Source organism: Paradesulfitobacterium ferrireducens (assembly GCF_017310645.1).
Taxonomy (GTDB): domain Bacteria; phylum Bacillota; class Desulfitobacteriia; order Desulfitobacteriales; family Desulfitobacteriaceae; genus Paradesulfitobacterium; species Paradesulfitobacterium ferrireducens.
The window spans coordinates 222,708-241,177 of the sequence record NZ_JAFLRH010000019.1 but is presented as its reverse complement, the minus strand read 5'-3'; the positions used below and the strand labels follow the sequence as shown (position 1 = coordinate 241,177).

The following is an 18,470-nucleotide window of genomic DNA, read 5'->3' as shown; positions in this document are numbered from 1 at the left end:
ATTACCTTTTGTAGATGGAGGGTTTATTTAGTGTACCCTTTTTTCTAAAAATCAACTAAATCATGGAAATCACCTTCCTATATTTTTTCGGTAAATTACTTGACTTTTACCGCAGTCTTGCTTTGCTCTAAAATTGCTTCATAGATTGTGGATTAACATTATTTGGCAACAACTTCTTTTTCGACGGCTTTGAGCTCCCGGTTCTTAGACACTCCGATTTTCTGAACGACAAAATAGAGAATAATCCCTGATGCCAGGCCATAGGTCGGTCCGGCTATGGCTAAAATTGCACCGATCACCCCGGCCACACCCTGTTCTTCTTTGGTCTTGGTCATTTCCATCGCGATATAGAAGCAGGCGAATCCTTGCACCATCGTAGTTAGAGCAATAGCAATGGGTAAAATTGGCCTAAACAAAGCGACTAAAGGCAAGGAGAGCACAGCCATCCATTTGACAATATTAAAGGTCCCGGACCCGCCAAAAATTGAATCCATCGCTTTGCGGCCTTGCTTATAGCGTTCGGCTACGGCTACGGTCATGGCAGCCCACAGGGGACCGGCCAGGGTCACAGTCGGAAACATGGTGCCTTCAATCAGATTGCGGACGCCGCAAAGAATATTAGTCCGGTTCGGGTCCATATCAATTTTTTCATCGTCACGAAGTTCATTGGCCTTTTCGATGACAGTCTGACCGATAATAATATCGCCAAAGGCAATGATGTATGCGACGATAGCCATGGGCAAGGCAGCGATAAACATGGAAAGGGACGGAATACCAACGGCAAAAGCGTTCATTGTGCTGAACACTTCCCTTACATGAGGAACGAAGAAACCCCACTGATCGATCTTCGGCATCTGGACTTCCCCTACCGCAATCCCAACAATCATCGCGCCGATAATTCCGGGCACCATCCCATATTTGGCGAATATGCCCACAATCGATCCGCCTTTAGCTTTCATCGCTTCAAATCCTTTAGCATATAACAGGAAAAAGGCCAAAGCGATGCCGACGCTCATCGAAATCGGATACATGGCAAATCCGACCCCACCCTGTTCCTTGGGTAAAAAGCCGTATTTCCCGACAATCGCAGCAATACCGGCTCCCAGAATAATTCCGGCCTTCAGAGAATTGGGCAGAATATCGAGAATCTTTTTTGCAAGTCCGGTTGTTCCCAAAATTAAGAACATAATTCCGACGGTAACCTGCAAGGCAATTAAAGCCTCAATCCGTTCCACCCCTAACGCATACTTAGATAGATAGGCCACGGTTAAGGGAATCGCCGGGGTAATCCAACCGGCAATGACCGGGTCTCCCAGAAGCTGGTGCAGGCTATAAGTAATTTCATGAAAAAGAACGATGGTGAGCGCTACCTCAAATGAAACACCAAACATATCTTGCAGAAATTTAGTGGCAGCTAAGCCGGTTACAAACATGAAAATAGCCTGGATAATTTCCGGCACCTCAACACCGTAATGAATAAATGGAAGCCGCAGCTTGAAAATACCGAGGGGAATATAGGGCTGCTCCTGACCGTGTTTGCGTTTTGAACTGGGCAATCCGATAGCCATTTTCGTCTCATCTCCTTCTCCGATAAAGGGTTTTGTGCTTTCGCAGTTTAATGTTTTTTCTGTTGTTTTCGCATGGTTTCTGGTTTTGCTTCTCTACTTTCTTATCTGTCTAACCTTCTCTCACCCTTTCTTCTATTAACATTCTTACAGTTCCTGTCATTCTTAATTTTGCAATTATTGTACCAATTATGAAATGCCCCTCAAATGCGCATTAACACGAATGCATTCACAAATTATTGCCCTAATAATGAATCCATAAAGACTCACTATTAGGGCAACTTCAGGTCAAACCCCCGCTGGAGAAGTTTCTTCTTAGTGATTACCTAAGTGCTCAATGATTCCTATCAAATTCGGCTCGAGCCCCAGCTTTCTTCATAGACAATGCCGTACTTTTTAATTTTTTTCATAAGGGCTGATTGACTAATTCCTAAAACCCGGGCTGCTTTGCGGGTTGAGCGCTGTTCCTTCAAAGCATTGAGGATTAGGGTTTCTTGGAGTTCAGCTACCATGGCCGGAAGGGATTGGGATTTTTTCAGTTCATCTTGGGGCTTGGATAAAAACTGGAGCGGCAGATGGTCCACGCGAATTACATCTTGGGCCACGGTAACGACTAGCCTTTCCAATGTATTTACCAGCTCCCGGATATTCCCCGGCCATTCATATTGATAGAAGGTATCAATTACTTCGGGAGCCAAAATTTTGTCAGTTTTATATTTAGCATTAAAATGCCTAAGATATGAGGCTGTAATGGGAAAGATATCTTCTTTGCGCTCGCGCAAGGGCGGGATAACCAAAGGCACCACGTTTAAGCGGTAGTACAAGTCTTCGCGAAAAAGCTTATCCTTCACCATTTTGGCCAAATCCTTATTGGTAGCAGACACTAGCCTAACGTCTATTGTTACCGGTTTAGTTCCCCCTAAACGAGTGAGTTCTCCTTCCTGCAGAACTCTGAGGAGCTTGACCTGTAAATTCAGAGGCAGGTCTGCGATTTCATCCAGGAAAATCGTTCCTTTATCCGCAATTTCAAAGAGGCCTGCTTTCCCGCCCTTGCGTGCGCCGCTAAAGGCCCCTTCCTCATACCCGAACAGTTCGGATTCCAAGAGTTCAGCCGGGATGGCGCCGCAATTGACTTTAATAAAGGTTCCTTCTTTAGCTCTGGGGCTGTCTTTATGAATAAGCTGGGCCACCAGTTCCTTACCAACCCCTGATTCTCCCAAAATAAGGACGGTTGTATCCACTTTGGCCAGGCGCTCGGCCAATTCGATCACATTGCTCATGCTTTGGCTTTGGGCAATGATATCGCTGCGGCCTTCATATTTCTTTTTAAGCTGTGAGATTTCCCGCTCAAAGTGTGCTTTTAGCTCCAAAGTATGTTCAAGCTTTTTTTCCAGCTCTCTCAATTCGCTCATGTCCCGGACATTGGTTACAACCCGGCTGATTTCCCCCTTATCATTAAAAATCGGGCTTCCGGTGACCAGAATTTCCTTACCGTTGCTGACCGTCTGCTTAATGGTTAAAGCTTTACCTTCCTGGAGAATTTTAAAAGTAATGGATTCACTGATTAATCCTTCCTCTACGATATCTTTAATATTGCGGCCGATTAGCTTCTCTAATGGAATCCCGGTGACCCTTTGATAGGCGCTGTTTACTCTTAGAGTTTTGCCATTGGCGTCCGTCATATAGATTCCGTCATAAGACGTTTGAAAAATTGCATGTAATTCGGCCGCCAGCTCCTCAATGGTTCCAAACTGCTGGCCGTTCACTTGGCCCAAAATGGTAGAGTTATTATTGTTACTTTCCATGCTACTCCCTCTTCACCTGCTATAAAAATTTGCCTAGTCTACTTTATAAATAATTCGCCACTGCATAATGCTCTCCCTTCTCGGCAATCATGGGTATGAGTAAAGGGTTTCCCTTTGGCAAATACTAGTATCATATCCAGGATCAACTATCTTACATTGGAAACGGAAGGTAGAAATTTGAGACTGCGCACGTTCGCTTGGATCATTTTACTGCTGGTGGGCGCTTTTCTGGGAGCGAATATCACGTCCTGGAAGCTCCCCTATACGATGCCGGAAAATGCCCGGGAGGGAAAGACAGTGTGGCAAAAAAACAACTGTATTAGTTGCCATGCCCTTTTTGGGAACGGGGGCTATGTGGGGAATGACTTGACCAAGCTGCTAGAACGCCGGTCCGAGGATGAAGTCCTGAATTACCTTACGGATCCGCCCGTGATGAGGCCAAACCGCGAACACCTTCATCCCGCTTTGGAAACAGCGGATGCGGAAGCGCTAATCAGCTATCTTAAATTCCTCGGAGATATCCCCACCTTAGGCTGGCCCCCCGAACCAAGGGAGGTTAGGGAATGAAAACATTTCAAGCACAAGTTATCGCACGCCGGTATACTCTAGCCGCCGCTCTTCTTTTCGGAACCCAGGGAATCGTCGCCCTTCTGGGAGCAGCCGACTTAATCATACCCGACCTGCCCTCCCCTATTCCCTATGAATACGGCAGATCCATTCACCTCGGGCTGGCAGTACTCTGGCCCTTAATCGGCACCATGGGCATGGTTTATTATTTTGTCAGTGAAGACTTAGACCGGGAGATTTTTTCCCTGCGCCTGGCCCGCTGGCAGTTTTGGCTTGTTCTGACCTCCAGTCTCTCCATTTATGCAAGTCTTTCTTTTCGCCTCGGACGCGGCCGTGAATATTTAGAAGGGCTCCCTTGGTCCTATGCCGGAATAGCGCTGGCCTTGGCGCTTTTTTCCTATAACCTCATCCGCACTTTGGTGAAACACAAGCAAAGGATCACTCCGGCAGCCATGATCATGAGCGCCGGAACGATCCTTCTGCTTTTATTTTTAATTCCTAATATCTTAACCATAACCAATCCGATCGCGGATGAAGCCACCAAATTCTGGGTCGTTCACGCCTGGGAAGAGATGGCTTTTGAGTTAACCACAGCCGGTTTTTTAGCCTCTTACCTTAAAAATACCGGCCTTGCAGGCAAAAAAGATATTGAAAAGTGGCTTTACCTAGAAGCGGCTTTGACCGTTGCCGCGGGCCTTTTCGGAACCGGCCATCACTATTACTGGATCGGCTTTCCCGCCTATTGGCTCATTGTCGGGTTTACTTTCAGCTTTTTTCAGCTAATTCCGGTGGCTTTACTGGTACTCATGGTTCATAAAGGCTTAAAAAAAAGACCCAAGCTGGGCAACCGACAAAAGCTCACCCTGGCCTTAATCTTAAGCAGCCTCTTCTATCATGTCACCGGGGCGTCCCTTCTCGGTTTTATCATCACCGTGCCTTGGATCAACCTCTATATGCATGGAACCTATATTACTTCCGGACATGCCCACTTAGCCCTTTTCGGCAGTTTGGGCTTTTTGGTCCTAGGCGGGGCGTACTATATCCTTAGCCGCGGCACCCAGCCTGACCACAAAACCTATCGCCGGGGAATACTGGCCGTTCTGGCCCTGAACGGGGGACTCCTGATGATGAGCACCGCCTTGCTGATTGCCGGGTTTCTCCAGGCATACCGGGCCCGTTACCTGGGAATGGATTTCATGGAGGTCAACCTGAAATTAAACCTCTATTTAATCGCCCGCGCCGCCGGAGGTTTGCTGTTCACCAGCGGAGACCTATTACTCGTATGGCAGATCCTCAAAGCTTGGCGCAATAGCCGCCCAGCCGCATCCGACTCCTGAGTACGCCCGGTCTAGTTGTTACAGCGGCTGCATTGGTTTTCCTTATTTGAGAATTGTTTTAAGTTCTCCGATTCTTTCAATGCTAACAATGACCTCATCCCCGGATTTAAGCCAAACCTGCCTGTCCTTAGGATATCCGTGCACAACCCCCTCCGGTGTGCCGGTGAAAATCAAATCTCCTGGCTTAAGGGTCATATATTTAGAAATGTAACTAATCAGAGCCGCGCAGTTGAAGATCATATCTTTGGTATTGGAGGACTGGCGTTTTTCCCCATTGACCCGGCTTTCTAAAGCCAGAAGGTTTGGGTTGGGAATTTCATCCGCCGTCACTAAGTAAGGTCCAAGTGGTGCAAAACCGTCACAGGTTTTGCCGAGCAGCCATTGGCTGGTGCGCATTTGTAGATCGCGCACGGAAAGGTCATTCCCTGCCGTATAGCCGAATACATAGGACAGAGCGTCTTCTTCCGGTACGTTTTTACCTTCTTTCCCGATCACGATCACAAGCTCTACTTCATAATCGAACTCACGGGCCTCACTAGGCAAGCTGACGGTTTCCCTGTGTCCTGAAAGCGCATTGGCAAATTTACTGAAAAGCACCGGTGTGGCTGGAATCGGATGCTTTGTTTCTTCTGCATGCTTACGATAGTTTAAGCCCACACACAGAATTTTTTCCGGATTTGTCACACAAGGGGCAAATTCAACCTCATCTTCCCGGAGCCAGAGCCTGCTGTCCCCATGCCCGGAGCTGAGTTCCGCATTTTTAACCAGCAGGCCAAGTGCCTGGAGTTGTTCTTGGGGACTCTGAAGAACCTGCTCGATTCGGACTGGGACATCCTGTCCCAAGAGCCTGCCTGCTTCCCGGATATCTAGAATTCCTTTTTCCGTTTTAATCCCTAAGACGAGGTCTTGATTGCGGTAAATCGTTGCTAATTTCAACTATGCTTTCTCCTTTCGTAAAAACTAATTGGAAGTTTATTTCTTTTCGACCCCAACAATCAAGAGCGAGGGGTGTTCGGCCAAGTTATAATCTTGCGGCGGATTAAGCGGCTCGTCCCCCTGATACAGCATGCGTACAATGGGACGGCTGGGGTAACCGATGTTCTGTTTGACCACATTCCCGCGCTGACCGTTGCTGAGTTTCACCCCATAACCATTGGGGTAAATGGCAATGTGCTTGGCGAAAACATTGATCAGCTTAGGCTCGACTTCACAGTATCGTAGGCCTGTTCCCGGGTACGGGGTTAAATATTAACCAGCCGCATCTTCTACCGCTCCTCACTGACGAACCATTAGTTTTTTGACAGCTAAATCCAACCCTTCCAGCGTCAACTCATACATCGGAAAAACCTGTTTAACCTGCTCCAGGGTTTGATAGCCGAAAATTCTATCCCAATGCTGGCTCGGAATCGGATTCAGCCAGGCATTATAAGGAAAATGACGGGCCAGCCTCTCCAGCCAGGTAATACCGGGCTCATTATTGGAAATCTCCCAGTAAACATTGCCCCCCGGCATGAGCAGTTCACTCGGAGCCATAGCCGCATCCCCAACCAGAATTAATTTATAATCACTCCCTAAATTATGGAGTACTGCCTCGGTGGGAACTGAGCGGTAGGGGCTGCAATCAGAATCTAAGTACAAATTTTCATAGACGCAGTTATGGAAGTAATAAAACTGCAAGTCTTTGAAATGCGTGGCTTTATGTACGGCCGAGAACAATTGGCTGCATATCTTGGCATAGGGGGTCATTGAACCGCCCACATCCATAAGAACGAGTACTTTTACTGTATTCTTACGCGGGCGTGTCCAGACTAATTCCAGGCGACCCGCGTTATGGCATGTCGCCTGGATGGTTTCTTCAAGATCCAGTTCTTCTTTGGGCCCGTCCAGACGGGTGCTGAACTGGCGCAAACGGCGCAAGGCCACTTCGAACTGGCGCACCCCCAGGGTCTCGTCCGTCCGGTATCCCCGGTAATGCCGCTCCCCGGCCACCTTAACCGCCGAACGGGAATGCGACTCCCCTCCGATCCGAATCCCACCCGGATGAAAGCCCGAATGCCCAAAGGGAGAAGTACCGCCCGTTCCAATCCAGTTAGAGCCGCCGTGGTGCGCCCCGTCTTGCGTGCGCAGGCGTTCTTCCAGAGCCTTTCTTAGAGCGTCGAAGTCGGGCAGCCCCAGCTTGTCTATGAGGGCTGCGCGCTCTTCCTCCGAAAACCCGCGCGGGGGCAACGGCTGCTCCAACCAGTCTCCGACCTGTTTCAGCAATTCCTCATTCTGTTCAATTCCCTGGAAATAGCGGTAAAATGCTAAATCAAAGCGGTCCAGATTGCTCTCGGATTTTATCAAAATCGTACGGCCCAAATGATAGAACCCGGACAGGGTAGACCCCGCAAGTCCCTTAGATAAAGCCTCGATGAAGGTCATCCATTCAGTTAGAGAAACGGGAATCCCCTCTTGACGCAAAAGATAAAAAAATCCGGTAAACATCGCTTACCAGCCTCTATTCGTGCCTCCGGCCGTTCCGCCCGTGGTCCGGACATGCAACTGCCGTAAAGCAAGGTCAAAATCCTGGTTCTTCTTAAGCAGCGTCCCTAAAAAGGGCAATTCTTTACCTATCCGGTCCGGATCAATTCCGCCGATGGTTAACGCTTGCACCCAATCCAGGAGTTCACTGGTACTTGGCTTTTTCTGAAGCCCGGAGACAGAGCGCAGCCAATAAAACGCTTTTAAGGCCTCTGCCAGCAAAAAGTTCTCCAGTTCAGGAAAATGCACCCGCACAATCCTTTCCATCATGTCTTGATCCGGAAACGCAATGTAATGGAAAACACAGCGCCTTAAGAAAGCATCCGGCAGTTCCTTTTCCGCATTGCTTGTAATAATTACAATCGGACGCTGAACCGCACTGATCGTCTCTCCCGTCTCCGGGATGTGGAAGTTCATGACATCCAATTCCCAGAGTAAGTCATTGGGAAATTCCAAGTCCGCCTTATCGATTTCATCGATCAGGAGCACTACCCTTTCCGGGGCCGTAAACGCTTCTCCTAGCTTACCCAGCTTAATATACTGCTTGATATCGGAGACGTCCTTGTCCCCGAACTGGCTGTCATATAGGCGCTGCACTGTGTCATAGACATAGAGACCTACCTGGGCTTTGGTAGTGGACTTAATATTCCACACAAGCAACTTTAAGCCTAAAGATTTCGCAATGCTTTCCGCCAGCACAGTTTTTCCGGTCCCTGGCTCCCCCTTAATCAGCAGCGGACGCTTGAGCGCGATGGCAATGTTCACGGCATTGCGCAGTTCATCGGAAACAATATAGCTATCTGTCTCATCATAAAGCAAATTTTCCGTGTGCAAACCTCCGTTCATTTTCCCCCTCCATCCCCCTATTTATCTATCGGTTCTATTGGTGAACCTTTTTCTAAACTTATTATTCTACGCCATTGAGCCAGCTCCTTCGTTACAAGAAAAGTTTTTTACCCGATATGTATAAAAACAGGTGCGACTTAACAACGGTCGCACCTGAAATCCGGCCATTTATAAACCAATTGGCTCAAAGATGGTTTGAGATTAAGAGATTACCCTTTCCCGTTAAACGGCTTTTCATCATCATGAACATGATAATCTGTGAAATATGATGCCATAGCAGCGGGTACCTATTACCATTTTATGGTTTTTAATCAAGTGCGAAACTTGGCTCAACAGCATAAGATAAAAATTGCCCTTCGCCGAAATTGACTTCAGAAATTTATCATTCCAAAGCTTCCCTAACCTTGAGGAAATCTTCCCGGATGGCATCAAGTTTTTCACGGTCATGAAAAACAGAAGCCGGATGATAAGTAGGCATAAATTTCGCGCCGTCCTTTACAACCCATTGCCCGCGCGCTTCGGAAATCTTTAGTTTGGGATCAATTAAAGTCTTGGCTGCAAGCGATCCCAAACAGACAATAATCTTCGGCTGCAAAGAACGGATTTGCTCATGCAAAAAGGGAACACAAGCCTCAACTTCATCCTTTTTCGGCAAGCGGTTGCCAGGAGGGCGGCATTTCACCACTCCCGTAATGTAGATATCCTCCCGGCGCAGCCCTGTTTCCTCCAAAATCTTGTTCAGCATCCGTCCGGCAGGACCAACAAAAGGCCTGCCGCTCACATCCTCTTTCTCCCCTGGCGCTTCACCCACCAACATAATCTGCGCCTGAAGATTTCCCTCGCCAAAGACAAGCGAACGGCGGGTTTCCCCCAAGGCACAACGCCGGCATCCTTGCGCCTGCTCAGGCAAATTTTCAAACCTCATGTGCTCCGCTATTTCCATAAGCTTATACTCTCCATTCAATCTCCCTTACACGCGCTATTCCTTTACAGATCTTCCTTTTCAGATCTTTCTTTTCGTTTTATACAACATCTTCGCGCTCCGTCATGAGTAAACTCCTCAACATGCGGCCGTTAATCACCGCCTGGCCCCGGTAATGATTATTCATGCTGACAAACGTTTTCTCGGTCTTTTCCGCCAGCTTGGCGATTTTCGGTACCCATTCCTGCAGCTCTATTTCCGAGTACAAATAATCATACCGCTCATGAGTTTCTTTATGCTGCCACCATTTCTGGTAGTTGCGCCCATGAAAGCGAACATACCCAATATGCCCGGTCGCGCGTACTGTTGGAGGAACCAAGGTTTTAAACTGAGGCTCGTCAACGCAAACGAAGCCAAAGTCCTCATCTTCTAACAGATCAAAAGTGTCTTCATTAATCCATTCCTGATGCCGGAATTCGACCACTACGGGTATATCTTTCAGGCGCTCTCTGAATTCACGCAGATAGTCACGGTTTTCGTCCCGGCAGCGGAAACTGCTCGGAAACTGAGCCAGCACACAACCGAATTTTCCGGCCTCGACCAGAGGTTCCAAGGCTTGGACGAACTCGCTGAATCTCTCTTCGTTTCCTTCCCGTTCATGCGTGAGCCTCTTATGCGCCTTGATCACAAACTGGAACCCAGCGGGTGTCTTCTCTTGCATATGGTAAAACATGAAGCGGTTGGGCATCCGGTAATAACTGGAGTTCACCTCTGTGAAAGCAAACTCACGGGCATAAAGAGCAAGCATCTCCTTTTTATCCGTACCCTCCGGGTACACCGGCCCAATCCAATCTTCATAACTATACCCTGCCGTTCCCACAATGATCAAGTTCGTGCTCCTCCAAAATCGATATTTAAGTCCGAGGATATTTCACGATCAAATTCTAAGCCTGGAAGAGCCTGGATGCTCTCAGCAATCACCTTGCTCTCCTCTCCCTCGCGGACTAATTTTCCTCTAATTATTATGCCGTCCGGACTTATTTCATATAAGCATTTTTCATAAATACTTGGAGAAACAACTACTTCCGTTTCCCCACTCTCGTCCTCCAGCAGCATGAATAACATATACTTATTGTTCCTGGTAGGTTGGCGCCGGCAGTTTACCGGAATTCCGGCCACAGTTACCGGGCGGCCGTCCGCCAAAGAAACAATTTCAGCGAGCGGGCGAATCTTTCTCGCCTGCAAAAAAGTTCGGAATTCGGCCAAGGGATGTTCCCGTAATGAAATTCCTAACAGCTCCTTCTCAAGCTTCACTTTTTCTTGCCAATTATAATCCGGCATGTCCAGCGGGAAAGCAAAACCGCTGTCATCCCGCCAAACACCTACATCCCAGAAAGCCAACTGTCTCTGGTTGCTGTGTTCCCGCCGGCGTAATTCCTTAAGTACTCCATCCAGATTAGCCTGTAGTTGAGGCCTGTTTAAATCGAAGCTGTCAAATGCACCTACATTTATCAGACTTTCCATTGCTCTTATATTTATCTTTCGGCGGTCAACCCGGCGGCAGAAGTTATAGAAAGACTTAAACGGTCCTCCGGCTTGACGTTCCTTAAGCACTGCCAACATGGACTGAAACCCAACGCCTTTAATTACGGAAAAACCGGTTCGGATCGATCCTTCTTCCACAGTGAAAAGAGCCCCGCTCTTGTTGATATCCGGAAGCAGGATCTTAATTCCTTTGCGGCGGGCTTCTTCGACATAGGCCCCCAGCCCATAATAGCCGGTCTGGCTGCTCAAGAGAGCTGCAAAATATTCCAAAGGATAATTAGCCTTCAGAAAAGCAGTACGATAGGAAATAAGTGCGTACGCTGCACTATGAGCCTTATTGAAACTATACCCGGCAAATTCGGATAATAAATTAAATACCTGCAAAGCCACGTCCGATTTGATGCCGTTGCGCAGACACCCCTTAATAAATCTCTCTTGCTCGCCTCTTATCGCAGCCGAGCGTTTTCCCAATACCCTGCGAAAGAGATCCGCCTCTCCCAGGCTGTAACCAGCCAACCGGTGAACGATTTGCATAACCTGTTCCTGAAAAAGAATCAGCCCATATGTATCTTTAAGGATGGGCTCCAACAAAGGATGAGCATAAATTACCGGCTCCTCGCCCCGGCGCCGGCGCAAAAAGGTTTCCACCAGGCCGGCATCCCATGGTCCCGGCCGGTATAATGCAAGCAGGCAAATAAGATCCTCGATGTTTTGCGGCTTAAGTTTCTTCAAAAGCCTGCGTATCCCGCTGCTCTCCATTTGAAAACAACCCAAAGTATCCCCTTGGGCGAGCAGACGGAAGGTGGCCGGATCATCCAAAGGGATATCTTCCACGGTCAAATGAATCCCTCTGGTTTTATTCAAAAAAATCGTGGTATCATCAATAATCGTAAGATTTCTCAGACCTAAAATATCTATTTTGATTATCCCCAAAACCTCAATGCTCTCCGGTCCGTACTGAGTCACCACTTCCCCTCCGGGAGCCCTTTTCAGGGGCACGAGTTTGCCTAAATCCCCTCCGCTGATCACTATCCCGGCAGCATGTACCGAGGTATGCCTGATGCGGCCTTCCATCTTTTTGGCTTCTCTCAGCAGTTTCCGGAAAGGTTCCTGATCCACGGGTATATAGCCAAACTCCGGCAGAGTTGACAAGCTATGCTCCAGGCCGCCGGGACCGGAAAACCTGGGCAAGTTTGATGCGACTAATTCAATAACCTTCGGTGGGATGCCCAGAGCCTTACCGGCTTCCCGTACGGCCCCGCGCGCTCCAAAAGTACTGAAGATCCCGATTTGGGCAACATTTTCCGCACCGTATTTTTCCCGGACATATCTTATTACCTCATCCCGTCTGCGCTGGCAAATATCGAGGTCGATATCAGGCAAGTCAGAGCGCTCCGGATTGAGAAAACGTTCAAAGAAGAGTCCATAGTGTATTGGATCAATCGACGTAATTCCTAAGAGATAGGCTACCAGACTGCCCCCTGCGGAGCCACGCCCCGGACCCACAGGTATGTCACGGCTCCGGGCAAAGTTCACAATATCGGCAACAATCAGGAAATAGGAGGACAGCTTCATTTGGGTGATAATTGCCAGTTCCATCTCTAACCGTTCCAACACTTGACCGCTGACACGGTGATACTTATCCGGCAGATTCCGGTGACAGAGAGTCCTAAGTAAACCATCCTGTATATTAAATTTTTTAATGACAGCTTCTCTTTCATTTACCTTATAACCTATCCGGTCAGCCTGTCCATTGAATTGTCCGGATAGCTGCGTTTGAGAAATGCCGGGAAATACAGGAAAGCGCAGAGTATTCAAATCCAGTTGCAAATTACAGCGTTCAGCTATCTCTGCAGTATGCGCAATAGCTTCCGGAACAGCGGCAAAAATCCGGCTCATTTCTACGTGAGATTTTAGATAAAGCCCCGGGTGCTTCCCCTTATTCTCTCCAGTGCTTCCGGAGCTGATTCTGCTCATCATTTCCTGGACACCGGCCTCGGAAGGCTCCACATAGTGCACGTCGTTAGTTGCCACTAAAGGAATGCCAGTACTGCGGCCAAGTTCTACCAACATCCGGTTGCATGTCCCCTGTTCAGGCAGCCCATGATCCTGAAGTTCCAAATAAAAATTAGCGGGACCAAAAATTTTCCGGTATTCATTGGCGACCTCTTGAGCTCGCTGCTTTTGGCCGGTTGAAAGCAGACGCGGAATCTCCCCGCTTAAACAGCCGCTTAATGCTATCAAGCCCTCGGCATGCCTGGCCAGAAGATTTTTGTCTACACGCGGGCGGTAATAAAAACTTTCCAGGTGAGCTGCGGTCACCAACTGAACTAGATTCTTATACCCTTCGAAGTTGTAGGCCAATAAGGTAAGATGAAAATTGGGAGAAACATAAATTTCGCACCCGATGATCGGCTTAATGCCGGCTGCCCGGGCCAGTACATAAAACTCCAAGGCTCCATACATCGCACCGTGATCAGTTAGAGCTAAAGCAGGCATCCCCAAATCTTTAGCTTTGGCAACCAAATCAGTGAGACGACAAGCCCCATCAAGAAAACTGTATTCTGAGTGTACATGCAAATGCACAAATGTCATAAAAAAGCCCCTTCCTGCCAACACAAGCACTATAGAACGTATGTTCCCCATGCTTATTATATAGCCGGAAGAGGGCATGATTACAGAGGTAAATAATGGCACAAATGTTCGTATCAACGCCAATTATGACCAATAATTCACTCCAAATTATATGACAGAATTTTATCCGGATCTGCCGGGGCAATTGAAGATTGAGAACCATGCTTTTTATTGTTATTTATGATAAGGTGTCTCACGTAACGGCAGGGAACAGCGCAGCTTGCGGTCAAACTTGTAATAAGCGGAGGCAACCGCCGGGGCCGTCGGAATCGAGGAAATCTCGCCGATCCCTTTGGCGCCGTAAGCCAGCGGGGAGGGATTCTTTTCGATAATTGTGGATTCGACTTCAGGCATTTCAGTCGAACGAAGGAGTCCTAACTTGGCATAATTGAAAGTCGGTGCGCCGTTTTCAAGGGGAAAGTCCTCGCGCAGGGCATAGCCTAAACCCATGCAGACCCCGCCTTCTATTTGCCCTTCAACCGCCCTCGGATTAATGGCCCTGCCCACATCGTGCGCCGCCACCACTTTTTCAATCATTCCCTGTTCATTCAAGAGCACGACTTGGGTAGCATAACTATAGGCTACATGGCTGACCGGGTTCGGCTTGTCCGAATCCATGGGGTCGGTTTCCCCAAAGTATTCTCCGTAAAATTCTTGGCTTTCCAAGTTCTCCAAAGCAGAATCATGCAGAGCTTGCTCCAATTTGAGAGCAGCTTGCCGCGCAGCCTCACCGCTAAACATGGTTTGGCGCGAAGCGGTGGTGGTCCCGGCATCAGGCGTCAAATGCGTATCCGGAGCACCAATTTCAATCCGTTCAAAAGGCAGATCAGTGGCTTCATGGACAATCTGTGTCGCAACCGTCGCAAAGCCCTGCCCAACGCGGGCGGCACTGGTGAGGACAACCGCTTTTCCATTCATGATTTTAATTTTTACCCGGCCGGTATCCGGAAGGCCGACCCCAATCCCGGTATTTTTCATGGCACAAGCAATCCCTGCAGCATGCGGGTGGAATTCGTAGGCTTCACGAACTGCCAAGAGTGTTTCTTTGAGGGCCGTACCCTCATCCGTGATCTGGCCGGTTGCATTGACCATCCCCGGTTCCAAAGCGTTGAGGTAACGGATTTTCCAGGGGGAAATCCCCACCTTCTCCGCCAGGAGATCCATATTGGTTTCAGACGCGAAAGCGGCCTGAGGAACCCCGAAGCCCCTGAAGGCGCCTGCCGGAGGATTGTTGGTATAAACACAGAGCCCGGTAATATCTACGTTGGGGATTTGATAAGGGCCGCTGACATGCGTACAGGCCCGCTGCAAGACTGCCGTTCCCAGGGAGGCATAAGCCCCGGTATCCGCCACAATCTTGGCCACCATGGCCGTCAGTTTTCCTTTCTCATCACACCCGGTCGTGACTTCCAGCTCCATGGCATGCCGCTTGGGATGAACTAAGATGCTTTCCTGGCGGGTTAAGGTGAGTTTAACCGGTTTTTGGGTCTTGACGGCCAGCAAAGCCGCATGGTGCTGAACACTTAAATCCTCTTTGCCGCCAAAAGCACCCCCTACCAGTTTGCTGATTATCCGCACTTTTTCCGCCGGCAGGTCGAGCATGGGCATAATCCCGTGCAGGTCATCATAGACCCCTTGATCCCCGACATAAATCGTCACTCCCCCGTCTTCCTGGGGGATGGCCAAAGCGCTTTCCGGTTCCATGAAGGCGTGTTCGGTAAACGGAGTTGTATAGCGGTTGGTGACGACATGAGCGGATTTGGCCAGCGCTTCCTCAGCATTCCCGCGCTTAATCTTGGTCGTGCTTAAAAGATTCCCTTTGTCATGGAGAGGAGGGGCATTGTCAGCGAGGGCTTCAGCCGGACTAAGCAGCGGTTTGCGTTCTTCGTACTCGACCTTTATTAATTTTAGGGCCTCCCGGGCCTGCTTTTTGGTGTGGGCGGCCACTAAAGCGATCGCATCTCCAATATACCTGGTTTCTTCCCCAATGGAAACCAGGGTGGGCCAGTCACTTTTGATATGGCCATGGTGGCGGATTCCCGGAATATCATCTGCGGTTAAGACCGCTTCCACCCCGGGATAAGCACGGGCTGCCGAGACATCAACGGCTTTGAGCAAAGCCCTGGGGTATTTGGCCCTCAGAACCGCCGCATACAGCATATTCTCGACCTGCAGGTCATCCACATATTCCCCGGTTCCAAGCACCTTGGTCCGGGCATCCACCCGTTGAACACTGGCTCCGACTCCGGTCCCAGTCTGAAGGGACTTAGGCTGTCTTTCCCCCCGCAAGACTTCGGCTGCCAGGGAAATACCCTGTTCAATCTTTTTATACCCGGTGCAGCGGCAGATATTGCCGCGAATACCCTGCTTAATTTCCTGGAGAGTCGGGTTAGGATTCTTGTCAATTAAGGCCTTGGCACTGATAATCATTCCGGGGATGCAAAAACCGCACTGGACCGCTCCTGCTTCCGCAAAGGCCCAGGAATATGCTTCCTTTTCCCGCTCGGACAACCCCTCGACCGTTAACAGCTTTTTGCCGGACGCCTTGGCGACTGTGAGCAGACAGGCACGCATCGCCTTCCCGTCCACTAACAGCATACAAGCGCCGCAGGCTCCTTCGCCGCACCCGTTTTTCAGTGAGGTCACCCGGGCATCGTCCCGCAGGAAATCGAGCAGGTTCTTATCTTCTTCCGCCGTGTGCACTGTGCCGTTGATCTCAATGGTATACATTTGTTATTCAACCTTTCACGGATAGACATGGGTTCCGGTCTTCCCGGCCACGGCCTCTTCCAGGGATTCAGGGTTGGTGATGATTGCTTCTTTGCCGCCCTTTTCCAGGAAGTCGATGACGGCTTGAATTTTCGGCAGCATGCTTCCGGGAGCAAAATGGTTTTCAGAGACATACTGCTTTAGTTCCGCCATGCTTACTCTGTCCAGGGCTTTTTCATTGGGCTTGCCGTAATTGAGATAAACCGTCGGGACCCCAGTTGAAATAATCAAGACATCGGCCTTGATTTCCGTGGCCAAAAGACTGCTGGCAAAATCCTTGTCAATCACGGCGTCGATTCCTTCCAGGGAACCGTTTTCCCGTTTGATCACAGGGATGCCACCGCCCCCCACGCTGATCACGCAATAGCCGTCCCATACCAGCTTGCTGATGACATTTTTTTCGACAATATCCCGGGGCAAGGGAGAAGCAACCATCCTGCGGTACCCTCGGCCGGCATCTTCAACCATAACCCAGGTCGGGTTCTCTTTTTGAAATTCTTCTGCCTGTTCCTTGGTGTAAAATGAGCCAATGGGTTTGGTCGGTTTCTGAAAAGCCGGGTCATTTTCCGATACCACAACTTGGGTAACCACCGTTACCGCAGTTTTATGAATGCCTCTTTGCTTGAATTCGTTATCCATTGCCTGCTGTATCTGATAACCGATAGCCCCTTGGGTATCCGCCCCGCAGCTGACCAGCGGTACCTCATGCATGTCAGCAACTTCCCTGGCAATTTCCGACCTTCTTAAGATAAACCCGACTTGAGGACCATTGCCATGGGTAATGATCACTTCATAGCCCTGTTCAATCATCCCGGCTATATGCCTGGCTGTTTCCACCACAGCCTCATATTGATCCTCAACGGTTTCATGCCCTTTCTCCCGGATCAGGGAATTTCCGCCAATGGCAATAACAGCTAATTTACTCACGATTATTTTCCACCTACCAACAAGGTCATAACGGCTTTAGCGGTATGCAAACGGTTTTCGGCTGCGTCATAAGCGATAGAATGCGGTCCGTCAATCACGGAGTCTTCAACTTCATTGTCACGGTCTGCAGGCAAGGCATGCATATACATAACATCTTTGCTGGCCGTAGCCATTTTTGCTTCAGTGCACTTCCAACTCTTATTGGCAAGAAGAGCATCATCGATAACCTTGGTGGCACCTGTGACAGAAGCGCCGGTTTGATCAATAACCCAGTTACCCCAGTTCTTGGGAATAACAATATCCGCATCCTTATAGGCTTCCGCCTCGTCATGGGTAATGGTGAGCGTACCCCCATGCTTTTCTGCATTTTCTTTGGCCTGAGCAATCACCCAGTCCGGAAGCTCCCACCCTTTTGGATAAGCCAGCCAGACATCCATACCGTAACGGGGGAAGAGCAGAACTTGGGTTACCGGTACCGAAATGGGTTTCTTATGGCTCTCGGCGTAAGCCCAAATAATTGAAATCTTTTTCCGGCGTAAATCCGGGAGTTTTTCTTTAATCGTCATCAAGTCGGCCAGCCCTTGGAACGGGTGGTAAAGGTCATCTTGCAAATTCATCACCGGAACGGATGACCATCTAACCATTTCATTCAAATACTTATTTCCTCTGCCCCAGTTGCAATATCGGCAGGCAATCATATGTCCGAAACGTGATAAAATAATCGCGGTATCCTTAGCGGTCTCCCCATGCGCAACCTGCATACTGCTGGTATCTAAGAATCCGGCATGCCCGCCTAATTGAGCCATACCGGCTTCCATCGAGTTTCTGGTGCGGGTGGATTGCTCGAAGAACATCAAAAAACCGGTTTTATTCGTAAGATAAGGAGTATCTTCTCCCATGGCGAACTTCCGCTTAAGCTCCATTGAAACATCAAGCATTGTGTCTAATTCTTCTTTAGTAAAGTCCTCCAAGTTGATAAAATGTCTTCCTCTAAAAACTGTATTCATTGATTTATTCCTCCCACATGATTTTT

General features: G+C 48.9%; 13 protein-coding genes and 1 pseudogene. 2 read left to right on the top strand and 12 right to left on the bottom strand.

Translation table 11 applies throughout. From position 1 onward, the window contains the following. Positions 1–158: 158 nt before the first annotated feature. Positions 159–1,568 carry a hypothetical protein gene (locus J0X21_RS08410; RefSeq protein WP_206811746.1) on the bottom strand — a complete coding sequence of 470 codons (1,410 nt, stop codon included), beginning with the start codon at positions 1,566–1,568 and terminating at the stop codon, positions 159–161. A gap of 344 nt (positions 1,569–1,912) precedes the next feature. Continuing rightward, the gene (locus J0X21_RS08405) at positions 1,913–3,370 is read right to left on the bottom strand and encodes a sigma-54 interaction domain-containing protein (RefSeq protein WP_206811745.1); all 1,458 of its coding nucleotides are present in this window, start codon (positions 3,368–3,370) and stop codon (positions 1,913–1,915) included. 177 nt (positions 3,371–3,547) lie between these two features. Here J0X21_RS08405 and J0X21_RS08400 point away from each other — a divergent pair, with 177 nt between their 5' ends. Then, positions 3,548–3,937 (top strand): c-type cytochrome, encoded by a 390-nt coding sequence (locus tag J0X21_RS08400; RefSeq protein ID WP_206811744.1) that lies wholly within the window; start codon positions 3,548–3,550, stop codon positions 3,935–3,937. Continuing rightward, positions 3,934–5,274: a cbb3-type cytochrome c oxidase subunit I gene (locus J0X21_RS08395; protein WP_206811743.1), complete on the top strand. Its 1,341-nt coding sequence runs from the start codon at positions 3,934–3,936 to the stop codon at positions 5,272–5,274. The genes J0X21_RS08400 and J0X21_RS08395 overlap by 4 nt, the downstream gene beginning before the upstream one ends. A gap of 42 nt (positions 5,275–5,316) precedes the next feature. Here the strand turns inward: J0X21_RS08395 and J0X21_RS08390 are convergent, their stop codons facing one another. From J0X21_RS08390 to J0X21_RS08345, 10 genes and pseudogenes are all read right to left on the bottom strand, one after another. Further along, positions 5,317–6,210 carry a fumarylacetoacetate hydrolase family protein gene (locus J0X21_RS08390; protein ID WP_206811742.1) on the bottom strand — a complete coding sequence of 298 codons (894 nt, stop codon included), beginning with the start codon at positions 6,208–6,210 and terminating at the stop codon, positions 5,317–5,319. 36 nt (positions 6,211–6,246) lie between these two features. After that, positions 6,247–6,477 (bottom strand): annotated as a pseudogene (locus J0X21_RS08385) (HD-GYP domain-containing protein); the annotation flags it as partial. A gap of 72 nt (positions 6,478–6,549) precedes the next feature. Beyond that, the gene (locus J0X21_RS08380) at positions 6,550–7,758 is read right to left on the bottom strand and encodes a vWA domain-containing protein (RefSeq protein ID WP_206811740.1); all 1,209 of its coding nucleotides are present in this window, start codon (positions 7,756–7,758) and stop codon (positions 6,550–6,552) included. A gap of 3 nt (positions 7,759–7,761) precedes the next feature. Next, complete coding sequence (locus J0X21_RS08375; protein WP_206811739.1) at positions 7,762–8,640, bottom strand: AAA family ATPase; 879 nt, start codon at positions 8,638–8,640, stop codon at positions 7,762–7,764. Positions 8,641–9,022: 382 nt separating this feature from the next. After that, entirely contained in the window at positions 9,023–9,583 is a 561-nt protein-coding gene (locus J0X21_RS08370; RefSeq protein WP_236006145.1) for a uracil-DNA glycosylase, read from the bottom strand. A gap of 79 nt (positions 9,584–9,662) precedes the next feature. Next, on the bottom strand, positions 9,663–10,442 hold the full coding sequence (locus J0X21_RS08365; RefSeq protein WP_328812571.1) for a DUF72 domain-containing protein: 780 nt from the start codon (positions 10,440–10,442) through the stop codon (positions 9,663–9,665). 5 nt (positions 10,443–10,447) lie between these two features. Beyond that, on the bottom strand, positions 10,448–13,702 hold the full coding sequence (gene dnaE, locus J0X21_RS08360; protein ID WP_206811737.1) for a DNA polymerase III subunit alpha: 3,255 nt from the start codon (positions 13,700–13,702) through the stop codon (positions 10,448–10,450). Positions 13,703–13,915: 213 nt separating this feature from the next. Then, positions 13,916–16,471 carry a selenium-dependent xanthine dehydrogenase gene (gene xdh, locus J0X21_RS08355; RefSeq protein WP_206811736.1) on the bottom strand — a complete coding sequence of 852 codons (2,556 nt, stop codon included), beginning with the start codon at positions 16,469–16,471 and terminating at the stop codon, positions 13,916–13,918. Positions 16,472–16,486: 15 nt separating this feature from the next. Beyond that, a complete protein-coding gene (arcC, locus tag J0X21_RS08350; protein ID WP_206811735.1) occupies positions 16,487–17,437 on the bottom strand; it encodes a carbamate kinase in 951 nt (316 codons plus the stop codon). A 2-nt stretch (positions 17,438–17,439) separates the two neighbouring features. After that, a complete protein-coding gene (locus tag J0X21_RS08345; RefSeq protein ID WP_206811734.1) occupies positions 17,440–18,444 on the bottom strand; it encodes an ornithine carbamoyltransferase in 1,005 nt (334 codons plus the stop codon). Positions 18,445–18,470: the final 26 nt, after the last annotated feature.